At 39.1% G+C, this 12536-nt stretch carries 13 protein-coding genes; 7 read left to right on the top strand and 6 right to left on the bottom strand.

The annotated features are described in order from the left end of the window. Positions 1-87: 87 nt before the first annotated feature. Both ribH and Q0093_RS10000 read right to left on the bottom strand, forming a co-directional pair. Positions 88-579, bottom strand: coding sequence for a 6,7-dimethyl-8-ribityllumazine synthase (ribH, locus tag Q0093_RS10005; RefSeq protein ID WP_297930052.1), 492 nt, complete (start codon positions 577-579; stop codon positions 88-90). A gap of 86 nt (positions 580-665) precedes the next feature. Then, positions 666-1352, bottom strand: coding sequence for a tetratricopeptide repeat protein (locus Q0093_RS10000; protein ID WP_294176395.1), 687 nt, complete (start codon positions 1350-1352; stop codon positions 666-668). A gap of 207 nt (positions 1353-1559) precedes the next feature. Between Q0093_RS10000 and Q0093_RS09995 the strand changes: the two genes are divergently transcribed. From Q0093_RS09995 to Q0093_RS09985, 3 genes are read left to right on the top strand one after another with little or no spacing between them, the layout of a single operon-like run. Then, a complete protein-coding gene (locus Q0093_RS09995) occupies positions 1560-2663 on the top strand; it encodes a DNA replication/repair protein RecF (RefSeq protein WP_297930050.1) in 1104 nt (367 codons plus the stop codon). 2 nt (positions 2664-2665) lie between these two features. Then, positions 2666-2956, top strand: a complete 291-nt coding sequence (locus Q0093_RS09990) for a DciA family protein (RefSeq protein WP_009318104.1) — start codon at positions 2666-2668, stop codon at positions 2954-2956. Between the two features lie 4 nt (positions 2957-2960). Continuing rightward, positions 2961-3413, top strand: coding sequence for a thioesterase family protein (locus Q0093_RS09985; protein WP_022603013.1), 453 nt, complete (start codon positions 2961-2963; stop codon positions 3411-3413). 45 nt (positions 3414-3458) lie between these two features. On the opposite strand, the gene Q0093_RS09980 is transcribed toward Q0093_RS09985, so the two are convergent. The 4 genes from Q0093_RS09980 to Q0093_RS09965 all read right to left on the bottom strand — a co-directional run bounded on the left by Q0093_RS09980 (position 3459) and on the right by Q0093_RS09965 (position 7253). Further along, a complete protein-coding gene (locus tag Q0093_RS09980) occupies positions 3459-4568 on the bottom strand; it encodes a WG repeat-containing protein (RefSeq protein WP_169721147.1) in 1110 nt (369 codons plus the stop codon). Between the two features lie 102 nt (positions 4569-4670). Then, positions 4671-5384, bottom strand: coding sequence for a phosphatase (locus tag Q0093_RS09975; RefSeq protein ID WP_297930047.1), 714 nt, complete (start codon positions 5382-5384; stop codon positions 4671-4673). A gap of 77 nt (positions 5385-5461) precedes the next feature. Next, entirely contained in the window at positions 5462-6406 is a 945-nt protein-coding gene (locus tag Q0093_RS09970) for a GNAT family N-acetyltransferase (protein WP_297930045.1), read from the bottom strand. 22 nt (positions 6407-6428) lie between these two features. Continuing rightward, positions 6429-7253 carry a 1-acyl-sn-glycerol-3-phosphate acyltransferase gene (locus Q0093_RS09965; RefSeq protein ID WP_294176509.1) on the bottom strand — a complete coding sequence of 275 codons (825 nt, stop codon included), beginning with the start codon at positions 7251-7253 and terminating at the stop codon, positions 6429-6431. A 314-nt stretch (positions 7254-7567) separates the two neighbouring features. Between Q0093_RS09965 and rsmH the strand changes: the two genes are divergently transcribed. The 4 genes from rsmH to Q0093_RS09945 are packed head-to-tail and all read left to right on the top strand — an operon-like array spanning position 7568 to position 12510. Continuing rightward, positions 7568-8476, top strand: coding sequence for a 16S rRNA (cytosine(1402)-N(4))-methyltransferase RsmH (gene rsmH / locus Q0093_RS09960; protein ID WP_297930043.1), 909 nt, complete (start codon positions 7568-7570; stop codon positions 8474-8476). Between the two features lie 34 nt (positions 8477-8510). After that, a complete protein-coding gene (locus Q0093_RS09955) occupies positions 8511-8918 on the top strand; it encodes an FtsL-like putative cell division protein (RefSeq protein ID WP_294176412.1) in 408 nt (135 codons plus the stop codon). Next, positions 8905-11028, top strand: a complete 2124-nt coding sequence (locus Q0093_RS09950) for a penicillin-binding protein (RefSeq protein ID WP_297930041.1) — start codon at positions 8905-8907, stop codon at positions 11026-11028. Before Q0093_RS09955 ends, Q0093_RS09950 begins: the two co-directional genes overlap by 14 nt. Positions 11029-11052: 24 nt before the next feature. Continuing rightward, entirely contained in the window at positions 11053-12510 is a 1458-nt protein-coding gene (locus Q0093_RS09945) for a UDP-N-acetylmuramoyl-L-alanyl-D-glutamate--2,6-diaminopimelate ligase (protein ID WP_297930039.1), read from the top strand. Positions 12511-12536: the final 26 nt, after the last annotated feature.

The following is a 12536-nucleotide window of genomic DNA, read 5'->3' as shown; positions in this document are numbered from 1 at the left end:
GTCGTAAGACAGCAGATTTACAGTCTGCCCCATTTGGCCACTCTGGTATTCGCCCCTTTTCTTAATTGCGGAGCAAAGGTAGTCAAATTATTTTAATCTGCAAGCAAAAGCATGCATTTTTATTGCAGTTATTGCGGCTTCATCTCCTTTATTTCCATATTTTCCTCCGGAACGATCTACCGCCTGCTGCATATTTCCGGTAGTTAACACTCCGAAAATCACAGGAATATCCAACTCTTCATTTAAATGAGTTATACCGGACGTCACTCCCTGACACACATAATCAAAATGAGGAGTATCACCTTGCACAACACATCCCAATACAATTACGGCATCCGGATGATAAAAAGAAGCCATACGCTGTGCACCAAAAGTCAACTCAAATGTTCCGGGCACTCGACCGACAAATATATTATCGCTTTTTACACCATGCTTCTCAAGCGTATTACACGCCCCTTCAAGGAGTTTCTCGGTAATATTTGCATTCCATTCAGCACAAACGATCGCGACTCTCATATTACTTGCATCCGGAACTGTAGCCGGATCATAAGAGGATAAATTCTGATAAGCTGTCGCCATATCTTCAAAATTTTATTTATAATTCAACTTGTTAAAAAAAGCCACCTGAAAAAGGCGGCTTTTCACTTATAACATGCGATTTCGATCTATTTTATTTGAGCTTTAGCTCTTTCTATATATTTATCAATATCACGGCCGATCATAGACTGAGAATATTTATCTTTAATCTTCTGATAAAAATCTAAAGCCTTTTTATAATCTCCTGTTTTTTCCGCTACGATAGCGGCTTTTTGTAAAAACACAGGTGAAGCCATCTCATTATCTGCCTTTTTTGCAGCCCTTTCAAATGCTTTGATAGCATCATCATATTGATCCATATTGGCATAACAATTACCGATCATAGCTTCAATATTCGGAGACAAAAATACATCATCTCCATCAAATTTTTTCAAATACGTCAAAGCTTCTGCATCTTTACCCAAGTTATAGTAACAAATACCGGCATATGCTGCAGCCAAATTTCCCGCTTTCGTAGAAGAATAATCATCGGCAATTGCTTCAAACCCTACAAAATCAGCGCCATTTCCCTTTAAAGCTAATTCAAAAGAATCCTTAGCGAAATAAATTTCACCTTTGTACATCGCCGCCTGAGCTTTCACTTCACGGGGCTGGAAATAGAAATGCCGTACCGAAAGAAAACCGGCTACCACAAGAATAATGATCAATACGGTAACCAACAAAGGCTTCTGATATTTTTCAACAAATTGTTCGGAGGACGACAAAACCTCATTTACCTTATCAAGTTCGTCGTGTTCAAGTTTTTCTTTTGACATATGATTTTAATTTTATTTCGCGTATAAATTTTTAAGCACGTGTTTTTAGGTTGACAAAAGTAATTTAATTATATTTATAAATGAAATTTCCATCTCATTTTTTTACATCTACCCCCTTAATATCTTGTTTTTTATCGGGTTTTAACCAGCAAATTCCCTCCAAAATAAAAAAGTTTATGTACGTTTGCATTTCAAACGTATATACGAATGATCTTATCACGGTTATCCATTATCAATTTCAAGAATATCGCACAGGCAGACCTGTCGTTCTCCCCGAATATCAATTGTTTTTTAGGAAATAACGGTATGGGGAAAACAAACCTGCTGGATGCGATCTATTATCTTTCGTTCTGCAAAAGCTATTCCCATATAGCCGACTCACAAATTATCCGCCATGATGAAGACTTTTTCATGTTACAAGGATATTATGATAATAACGGAAATGAAGAAGAGGTATATTGCGGGATGAAAAAACGACAAAAAAAACAGTTCAAAAGGAATAAGAAAGAATACGGCAGACTATCCGACCACATCGGATTCATCCCTTTGGTTATGGTCTCTCCATCCGATTCAAACCTTATTTTGGGAGGAAGTGACGAGCGTCGGCGCTTTTTAGACCTCGTAATTTCCCAATTCGACAAGAACTACCTCGATACGCTTATTCGTTATAACAAAGCTTTAGCCCAACGAAATGCCTTACTTAAACAAGAAGTCAAGGATGCCGCTCTATATGAAATATGGGAAGAACAGATGTCTGTGACGGGAGAAGAGATTTTCAAACAAAGGAGATCGTTTTTATCTACGTTCATACCTGTCTTCCAAGAATTTTATACATATATATCCGATGGTAATGAAACGGTCGGATTATCTTATCGGTCACATCACGAGCATGGAGAATTGTTCGCCCAATTGGCAGAAATAAGAGAACGTGATCGCATTTTAGGTTATTCCACTCGAGGTTCACATAAAGATGAACTGGAAATGACATTGGGTGAGTATCCCATGAAACGAATCGGATCACAAGGTCAGAATAAAACTTTTCTGATCGCTTTGAAACTTGCCCAATTCGATTTTCTGAACCGGAACGGATTCACTTCTCCGATTTTACTATTGGACGACATTTTCGACAAATTAGACTCCCAACGAATGGAACGCATCATTTCTTTAGTCTCAGAAGAGCGTTTCGGGCAAATTTTCATAACGGATACCAACCGTGAATATCTCGACGAAATTATCCGTAAAACCGGACATGATTTTCATCTTTATCAGGTAATACAGGGAAATATCGAGAGTCTAAAGGAGGAGAAATAAAAATGAAAAAGCAAGATGCTCAATCTATCGGAGAAATCATCGACCGAGTACTCAAAGAACAAAATCTCGATTTGAAATTAGATGAAACCCGCCTCATAAAGGCATGGAATTCTTTACTGGGCGAACAAGTCGCATCTTATACGACCAAACTTTATATTCAACGGGGTGTTCTGTATGTACATCTCTCATCTTCCGTATTACGCAGCGAGCTCAGTATGTGCCGAAATATGTTGATGGACAGACTAAATAAGCAAGTAGGACGTCAAATTATAACAAACATAATATTCAGATAACTCTATGCAAGACATGATTTTCAAACATACGTTACCCGTACAACTCAGATTCAACGACATCGATGCCTTAGGACATGTAAACAATTCTATTTATTTCACATTCTATGATTTGGGGAAAGCCCGTTATTTTGAAGACGTAAAACGCAGCCCCATCAACTGGAATGATGCAGATCTCGTCATCGCGAATATCAATGCCAATTTTTTACTACCGGTCTTCATGCACGAAAAAATAGCTGTGCAGACCGCCACAATATCTATCGGAAATAAAAGCCTGAAAGTTGCCCAACGAATCATAAATATCGAGACAAAAGAGATAAAAGCAACTTGTGAAACAATCTTGGTCGGATTCGACGTGAAAACATCTTCGGCAAAAGAAATTTCCGATGCATGGAGAGAGGCAATTTCGTTTTATGAAGAACGGGATTTCTCTAAAAAGCCACAAATCAGACCCGAATAAATTTAAACAAATCTTTTAAACCGGTAATTACAGACAAAAAGTTTTTTACTTTTTGCCCGTAGTAACACGTTCATAACAAGATTCTCCCCACACAGCATTCGCCTCATAGTCATGACTCAAGCCATTATATTGAGGATTTATCTCGTAACGGCCTTCTTTATTTATAAATCCTATATAATCCCCGACCCAAACTGCGGCTAAATTACCCACAAAAGGGAGAGCCCTATCGAATTGGGGTTTAATAACAACCATACCTTTTCTGTCGATATACGCCCATTTCTCCTCAAGGAGTACAGGAGCCCTGTCTCCGTCAAAAAAGCCGAATGCTTTCTCAAAACGGGGAGAGATTACTATTTCCCCGCTAAGGTCACACCAACCCCACAAGTTTTCTTCAGACTTCACCTGAAACCATTTTCCATCACTACACATCATCTCAAACTGAGGGTCAACAACATATTTACCCTTCTCATCAATGGCTCCCCACAATCTGTCCTCTCTCACCAAAGCTACACCCCGATCATTAAAAGGCATTGCTTCATCATAACGGCATTCAATAACCGCCTCCCCGCCTTTATCTATAAAACCCCATTTCCCTTTAGCATCCCGAACTGCGGCTTTACCCCGAGAAAAAGACATTGCCCCGGAAAAAACCGGTTCTATTACCGGTTCTCCTTTTTTATCGACATATCCATAACGAAGTTTCCCTTTTTCACGGATCGAATAGAGTGCCATATCTTCATGATAAGTCTCCACACTTTCTGCATCCCGAAGTGTAAATTTCAGCTCTCCCTTTTGATTAATGGCACAAGGTGCTTCTCCCGGACGAACGACAAAAGCCATTCCTTCACGAAAAACCGTTGCCTGTGTATAAACAGCCGGCAGAACAAATTCTCCGGAATTGTCGATAAACCCGATACGAGCACCACGCCCGGCCGTCTGTACCAAAGCAATATCCTCACGGAAAAGCGAAACCGAAGGATATAGTCCGTTAAACTCCATTTTATCTTCAGCGTTTATATATAAACAGCTATCTCCATGCCAAACCGGAATAAGAGTAACAGATTCGATACGTCCCGATTGTGAATTACAGGCAGAAAAAACAAACAGCGATACCAAAACCGCTCCAAGACAATACTTAACTTTCCGTGCAACCATCTGTCTACAACTTTTATGTATAACTACAAATATACGGTTTTGTTTCATATTTTTCATCGAAAAAATTCAGGCAGGCTCTTAAAACAGCAAGAATACAAAAGTCTATACCCGTTTCAACCGAGCTTTAAATTCATCTACTTTATCATTCATCACCAATGCTTCCGGAAACTCGGTTTCCCTCAATAAATCATACAGCCTGTCATAACAGGCTATATCGAATGATATATGGGCATCGCTCCCGAGAATAACAGGGACTTCATACTTTTTACACAACCTCAAAATTTCCAAATTATTTCCACGAGAGGCACTTTTATTACGAACAGGATTTAAAGAACTATTGTTTATTTCAAGCAATGTTCCGTATTCTTTAGATGCCAATACAATCGGTTCAAAATTCAAAAGAGCAGTTCCATCTCCGGGATGACTTATGATATCGATATGCGGATTGCTTATAGCTCCGATTACCGCATCGGTATTCTGATCTGCCGTTCCGGAAGAATAACAAAAAGAATGAATCCCTGCGATACAAATATCCAAAAAAGAAAAATATTCTTCCGGCAAATCCACATTTCCTTTATAATCAACGATATTGGTTTCCGCACCTAATAACAACTCCACTCCATACATTTTCCGAGGAACTACGTGCAAATTCCTGAAATAAATCAAATCGCACGTTCCCGGAATGCCGGGAGTATGCTCTGTTATTCCCAATAACCGCAATCGTTTTTCTGCAGCGCTTTTCACCATCTCCTGCAAAGAACTGAACGCATGACCGCTCGCAATCGTATGAGTATGTACATCCAACAATATATCCATAAACATTTTTAAATATAAAAGCAAAAAGGACATCTTTATAAGATGTCCTTTTACAGACCTATTTCATACAACTTCGGTTATACTATCTTTATATTTGATTTATCATACGTTTCGATATGCCGACTTCTTTTCTCCTCCAGAATTTCATCCACAGCAATCAATATCCCCGACTCCTCCACATCTCCGAATTCATCATTAATAGCCGTCCCAAACATCCTCATCGTAGGAGATAGACTCATATAAGCATTTACCAAAGGAGGAATATTGAATCCCAAAGATCTCACATATTGATTCAAGACCTTATAATCTTCTTTAAAATCATTATTTTTAAATAACCCGGACATTTTTTCATAATCCATATTAGTTTCTAAAGGTGTTCTTGGCCACACTAAACGATCAGGATCTGGGAAATGCTTATTTAAGAAATAAAGAATCATATTGCGTCCCTCTGCAGAGAAAGTAGGATACATCGTCACTTTACCAAAAAAGTATCTGATTTGCGGATATTCCACCGTTAAAGCGCCTAAGCCGTCCCAAAGATTGTCCAACGCGAACAAGCCCTTAGAACCCGAACGAGTAGATTGATACTCCAACGTCACAAACGATCTTCCCAGTTCCAAAGTGCTGGGCATATATTCATCAATAAATTTCGGAGAAAAATCGAACATATGAGAGGTTGCGATCATTGGATGTCCGGATTCATCATAACGGACATTTTCTCCCAATATAAACCGATAACCGCCTAATATTTCCTCTGCGTCCGGATTCCATACCAAAAGCTGCTGGCACGGCTCATCCATCAGATCATACCTATCCATATCAATCTCCTTTCCCGTTCCACCACCGGCATGACGAAAAGCTATCTCCCGCAACCGTCCTATTTCCCTCATTGTATGAGGAGCATTAAAACAGTTGACTATATATATATCATTTCCCCCTTTACGAGTATGACGAAGAAAGCGTTCCGGAGTAAGTTCGGCTTTGATCAGGTCTCTATCTATCGGCGCTATAATTTCTTCCATAATATCACTGATGAATTTCTTATCATTTTTTTAATTCGTACACCTTATCTTTCACAAACTGAGCCCATTCAAAAAGGCTTTTCGATTTATCAAAAGTTTGCCAAGGTATAGGCTTACCGATATGTATTATAAATGTCTTATTTTTACTTTTAAACATTTCACTCGGCAAATATATCATTTCTATATTAAATTTCAACCCCAGTTTCTTACGAATACGAGCAAACCGATAAAAAAAACCGGAATTTAATCCCTCGAAATATATAGGAATCACATCCCGGTGAAACTGAATAGTCTTAGAAATAAAAGCTTTTTTCCATTCCAAATCGCAAATTTGACCATTTTGTCGTCTGGATACCAATCCTGCAGGAAAAACGAACATTTGATCATCCGATTCATACGCACTCTTCAATACATCGGCAGCATCTTTCGCCTGACGCCCATGCTTATTTATCGGTAAAAACACGGGGGCTAAAGGCGCTACATTCATCAATAAATCGTTTACCTGAACTTTAATATGAGAATCGTATTTTTTCCCGAACACAGATACCAAAGAAACACCATCCAATCCTCCCAAAGGATGATTCGATGCAAATGTAAATTTACCTTCAGCAGGAATATTCTCCTCTCCCTCCAACTTCACCTTTACATTCAACTCCGATAACAAAGCATCTGCAAAATCAACACCTTTGCAATCGGCATATTCCCGCAGAATATAATTCATCTTCTCCTGACAAATCGTTTTTTCTAAGAAACGATATACAAATCCGGGAATTTTTTTCCCGACCTCAGGAGCTTTTTTCTTAATAACCTTCTCAATATCAATCTGTATAGGCTCTTCCTTTTCCATTTCATCCATAAAAAGAGAAACAAAAATAGCATATATTTCTTTAACTCCCTTGAGCTTCATTCTTATTTTTTTAATTTTTATTCCTTATCTCTTAAAATTTTCAATATCAAATACCGTTCTTTTTCCGAAGATTTTACATCAAAAAAAACAATTTTTGCATATTGTTTAACACGACAATAACTCGCCATCCTACAATCCCTTACAAAGCCATATTTTGTTGATAACTTTTGATAAAAAAATAAAGCTCCTATAAATAATTATTCATACCTTTATCAACTAAAAACTATTTCATATTTATCGGCTATCAAAAACTCATGCAAAGCACTGTATATCACATACCTGCATTACTCAATGAATGTATCGAAGGATTGAATATCCGACCGAACGGAATATATGTCGATGTCACGTTCGGAGGAGGAGGACATTCTAAAGCGATACTAAGCCAACTAAATAATAGCGGACACCTATACGGATTTGACCAAGATGCCGATGCCGAACAAAATATCTTACATGACAACCGGTTTACTTTTATTCGCAGTAATTTCCGTTTTCTTAAGAATTTCATGCATTATTACAATGTTGAAAAAATCGACGGATTATTAGCCGATTTAGGTGTTTCATTTCATCATTTCGATGATTCCGAGCGAGGTTTTTCCTTTCGGTTCGGCGGGAAACTGGATATGCGAATGAACAACAGAGGAGGAATTTCTGCCGCTGATATCTTGAACAATTATGATGAAGAAAAGCTATCGAACATATTCTATCTCTACGGAGAATTAAAGACTGCTCGAAAAATAGCCGCGACAATTGTTCAAAAAAGAACAGAAGGAAAAATAACGGATATCGAAAATCTCTTAGAGATAGTGTACCCGCTTATAAACCGGAAACAAGAAAAAAAAGAGTTAGCGCAACTATTTCAAGCCTTACGCATCGAGGTAAACCAAGAAATGGACAGTCTCCGTAAAATGCTGTCACAAACAACCGAGTTATTAAAACCCGGAGGACGTATTGCTATTTTGACTTACCATTCTCTTGAAGACAGACTGGTAAAAAATTTTTTCAAGACCGGCAATTTCGAAGGAAAAGCTGAAAAAGATTTTTTCGGGAAAATCAATACTCCTTTCAAATTGATAAACAACAAAGTGATTGCTCCCTCTGATGCAGAAATAGAACGCAATCCAAGATCAAGAAGTGCAAAATTGCGTATCGCGGAAAAAATTTAACAGATAAATTTTCTAAAAGGAATTATCTACTCAAATGGAAGAAAATATACAAACAGAGAAAAATCAAGAAATTCAAGAAAACAGAAAAGGATTTCGTATCGGAGATCTTTTTCAGGGACTTCATGTAAAAGATATTTTTCTGGGACGATTCATTTCCAATGACATCCTCATACGTCAATGGAAACGCATTCTGGTCATTGTCATATTACTTTTCATTTATATCAGCAACAGATATACCTGTCAGCAAAAAATCACCCAAATAGGCGAATTACAAAAGCAATTGGTCGATGTCCGCTATGAAGCCTTGACATTGTCTTCCAAATTAATGGGAAGCAGTCGTCAATCGCAAGTCGAGAAATTAATAGAATCAAAAGGACTCGACCTGCATGAATCAAAGCAGCCCCCGTTTAAACTTGTAAAGAAAAATCATGGCAACCGATAGAGGAAATATCATATTTCGATATATTATCATTACCTTATTCATCGTATTCATCTGCTGTGCGATACTTTATAAGGTAGGACGTACCGCTTTTATAGACAGAGAACACTGGCAGCAAAAAGCCGATTCCCTCAAAATCGAAAATATCACGATTCTTCCAGAACGAGGAAATATTCTGGCAGAAGACGGTCGATTAATGGCAAGTACTATTCCTCAATACTATCTGTACATAGACTTCAAAGCCGACGGACTGAAACGGGATACACTGATGAAATATATCACGCCTTTAAGTAAAGCCCTTTCAGAGAAACTCGGAGATCGGACTCCGGCCGGATACGAAGCTCATTTACTGAAAGGATATCGTTCTAAAAGCCGCCAATATCCCGTTTATCGGAAAAGAGTTTCTTATACAGACTTGAAAGAGATAAAACAGTTTCCATTTTTCAGGATGGGACCTAACAAAAGCGGATTCTATACGAAACAAATGGTCCGGAGAATAAAACCTTTCGGATCTTTAGCCTCACGTACAATCGGAGATATTTACGGAGAATATGAAAAAGGAGGGAAAAACGGAATAGAACTTGCTTATGACTCCTTATTGCGCGGAACTCCGGGTCGCGGAACGAAACAAAAGATACGCGGACGTTGGGTAAATATGACTAATATCGAACCAATAAATGGAGTAAACATCCGTACGACAATAGACATAAAGATTCAAGATATTACAGAAAAAGCTCTTGTAGAAAAACTTTCGGAAATTGAAGCCGAATCAGGGACGGCAATCGTAATGGAGGTCGCTACCGGAGAGATAAAAGCCATCACAAATATCGGGCGCATGCCAGACGGGACGTATGCTGAAACCCGCAATCACGCTGTCGCAGATGAAGTAGAACCGGGATCGACATTTAAAACCGTCTCCATGATGGTAGCTTTGGATGCCGGCGTAATACAACCCGACGATACTGTAGATGTCGGAAACGGTATCTTCATGTATGCAGGTTCTCGCATGACCGACCACAATGCTCACAAAGGCGGATATCATCACATCAGTGCAGCTCAGACAATTTGGTATTCATCCAATATAGGGATCGCAAAAATCATCTTGAAAGGATTCGAAAAACGTCCGCAAGATTTTGTCGACAGGTTATATGCTATGGGACTGAACACACCCGTAAACCTAAATATTCCCGGCGAAGGACGACCAAAAATCAAACACCCGGTCAAAGATAAGAACCGATGGTCAAAGACGACCTTACCATGGATGACATTCGGCTATGAGATACAAATACCGCCTATATACACTCTGATGTTCTATAACGCTATTGCGAACGGGGGGAAAATGATCAAGCCTATTTTCGTTAAAGAAATCAGTAAAGACGGAGTTATTATCGAAACAAAAAAAACAGAAACGATCAACCCTCAAATTTGCACACCCAAAACATTAGAACAGATACAACAAATGCTGACCGATGTCGTACAAAAAGGAACGGCAGGTCCTGTAAAATCGGATTACGTAAAAATTGCAGGGAAAACGGGGACGGCTCAAATAGCCCAAGGGGCAGCCGGATACCGGGGGAACGGGAAACAGCATAGAGTCTCATTCTGCGGATATTTTCCGGCAGACGGAACTCCAAGATATACATGTATGGTTTTAGTAAGCAATCCTCATAAGGGTTATCCGTCAGGAGGTTCTATGTCCGGAGCTGTAGTTCGGAGTATTGCAGAACAAATATACGCTCAAGGACTATACCCTTCTGTCGTCGTACAGCATCCCGATACACTCCACCCCTTCAATCCATATATCAAAAACGGAAATTTTCAGAAATTGACATTTGCCTGCGATTTATTGAAAATTCAATATGAGGATTATGCTAAAGAGTGTTCATGGGTAGAATCGGTAAATCATTCAAATAAAATTATTTTAAACGGAATAAAAACACCCGAAGAATCAATTCCCTCTGTTAAAGGAATGGGAGCCCGAGATGCCATATATTTGCTGGAAAAAGCAGGACTCCATGTAACAATTTCCGGAAAAGGGAAAGTCGTCGGGCAATCAATTCCGGCAGGAACTCGTTTAATTAAAGGTCAAAGAATCGCATTGACATTAAAATAGCATCGGATAAAAAAAGAAACAATTATGAAATTAGAATCATTGATACAAACAATTCCGGTTAAACAAATATCAGGAAATACAAATAAAGAAATTTCCGGTTTAGATTCCGATTCAAGAAACATACAACAAGATTTCCTTTTTGTCGCCGTAAAAGGCACTGCGGTCGATGGACACCAGTTTATCGACAAAGCGATCGAATCAGGTGCAACGGCAATAGTCTGTGAAGAAATGCCGGAAAACATAACCCCGACAGCAACTTATATTCAAGTATCCGACAGCAAAGAAGCGTTGGGATTATTAGCTTCCGAGTGGTATGCAAATCCATCCCGACAATTGACATTAGTCGGAGTTACCGGAACTAATGGCAAAACGACTATTGCAACATTATTATACGAGATGTTCCGCCTATTCGGAGAAAAAGCAGGCTTGCTCTCGACCGTTTGCAATTATATAGACGAAAAAGCCGTCCCGGCCACACATACGACACCCGATCCTATCACCCTGAACAAACTATTACGGGAAATGGTAGACGCCGGATGCAGATATGCATTTATGGAAGTAAGTTCTCATTCTGCCGATCAAAAACGTATAGCCGGATTAGATTTCGACGGCGGAATTTTTACAAACCTCACAAGGGATCATCTCGACTATCATAAAACCGTAGAGGCTTATTTAAAAGCAAAAAAATCGTTTTTCGATCATCTGCCGAAAAACGCATTCGCTCTTACCAACTTGGACGATAAGTCCGGCATGGTCATGCTGCAAAACACAAAAGCCGCAAAACACACATACTCGCTAAAAACTTTGGCCGATTATAAAGGGCGCATCATAGAAAGCCGTTTGGACGGAACGACTCTCGAAATAAACGGAAGAGAAGTTGAAGTTCAATTTGTCGGCAAATTCAACGCATATAACTTATTGGCTGTATATGGAGCAACTTGCCTATTAGGAGAAAATCCGGAAAAAGCATTGATAAAACTCAGTATGCTTATACCCGTAGCCGGACGTTTCCAAACAATTCATTCCCCTGAAAAATATACGGTAATTATCGATTATGCTCACACTCCGGACGCACTGGCTAACGTACTCGGATCAATACGTGAGGTTGTCGGTAAAAAAGGCCGGATTATTACAGTCGTAGGAGCAGGTGGTAACCGGGATAAAGGCAAACGCCCTATAATGGCACAAGAAGCTGTTAAAATAAGTGATCGTGTAATTTTGACATCCGATAATCCCCGATTCGAAGAACCGGAAGATATTCTTTCGGATATGCGTGCCGGACTCTCCCCTCAACAATTGCGTCAGGTTCTGTCTATCTCCGACCGAAGAGAAGCGATAAAGACAGCAACTCAATTTGCTCAACCGGGAGATGTTATACTTATTGCAGGAAAAGGTCACGAAGACTATCAGGAGATTAAAGGTGTGAAATACCATTTCAACGACAAAGAAGAAGTAGAGAAAATTTTTAAAGAATACAATTAATCAAAAAAATAAGAAATCCGACAAAC

The sequence above is a fragment of the uncultured Coprobacter sp. genome, assembly GCF_947855755.1.
Taxonomy (GTDB): Bacteria; Bacteroidota; Bacteroidia; order Bacteroidales; family Coprobacteraceae; genus Coprobacter.
This window is presented reverse-complemented; position numbering and strand designations above follow the sequence as displayed.

Coding starts and splice junctions, on each gene's coding strand:
- ribH (WP_297930052.1), bottom strand. CDS start 579: ATGGCGACAGCTTATCAGAATTTATCCTCTTATGATCCGGCTACAGTT.
- Q0093_RS10000 (WP_294176395.1), bottom strand. CDS start 1,352: ATGTCAAAAGAAAAACTTGAACACGACGAACTTGATAAGGTAAATGAG.
- Q0093_RS09995 (WP_297930050.1), top strand. CDS start 1,560: ATGATCTTATCACGGTTATCCATTATCAATTTCAAGAATATCGCACAG.
- Q0093_RS09990 (WP_009318104.1), top strand. CDS start 2,666: ATGAAAAAGCAAGATGCTCAATCTATCGGAGAAATCATCGACCGAGTA.
- Q0093_RS09985 (WP_022603013.1), top strand. CDS start 2,961: ATGCAAGACATGATTTTCAAACATACGTTACCCGTACAACTCAGATTC.
- Q0093_RS09980 (WP_169721147.1), bottom strand. CDS start 4,568: ATGGTTGCACGGAAAGTTAAGTATTGTCTTGGAGCGGTTTTGGTATCG.
- Q0093_RS09975 (WP_297930047.1), bottom strand. CDS start 5,384: ATGGATATATTGTTGGATGTACATACTCATACGATTGCGAGCGGTCAT.
- Q0093_RS09970 (WP_297930045.1), bottom strand. CDS start 6,406: ATGGAAGAAATTATAGCGCCGATAGATAGAGACCTGATCAAAGCCGAA.
- Q0093_RS09965 (WP_294176509.1), bottom strand. CDS start 7,253: ATGGAAAAGGAAGAGCCTATACAGATTGATATTGAGAAGGTTATTAAG.
- rsmH (WP_297930043.1), top strand. CDS start 7,568: ATGCAAAGCACTGTATATCACATACCTGCATTACTCAATGAATGTATC.
- Q0093_RS09955 (WP_294176412.1), top strand. CDS start 8,511: ATGGAAGAAAATATACAAACAGAGAAAAATCAAGAAATTCAAGAAAAC.
- Q0093_RS09950 (WP_297930041.1), top strand. CDS start 8,905: ATGGCAACCGATAGAGGAAATATCATATTTCGATATATTATCATTACC.
- Q0093_RS09945 (WP_297930039.1), top strand. CDS start 11,053: ATGAAATTAGAATCATTGATACAAACAATTCCGGTTAAACAAATATCA.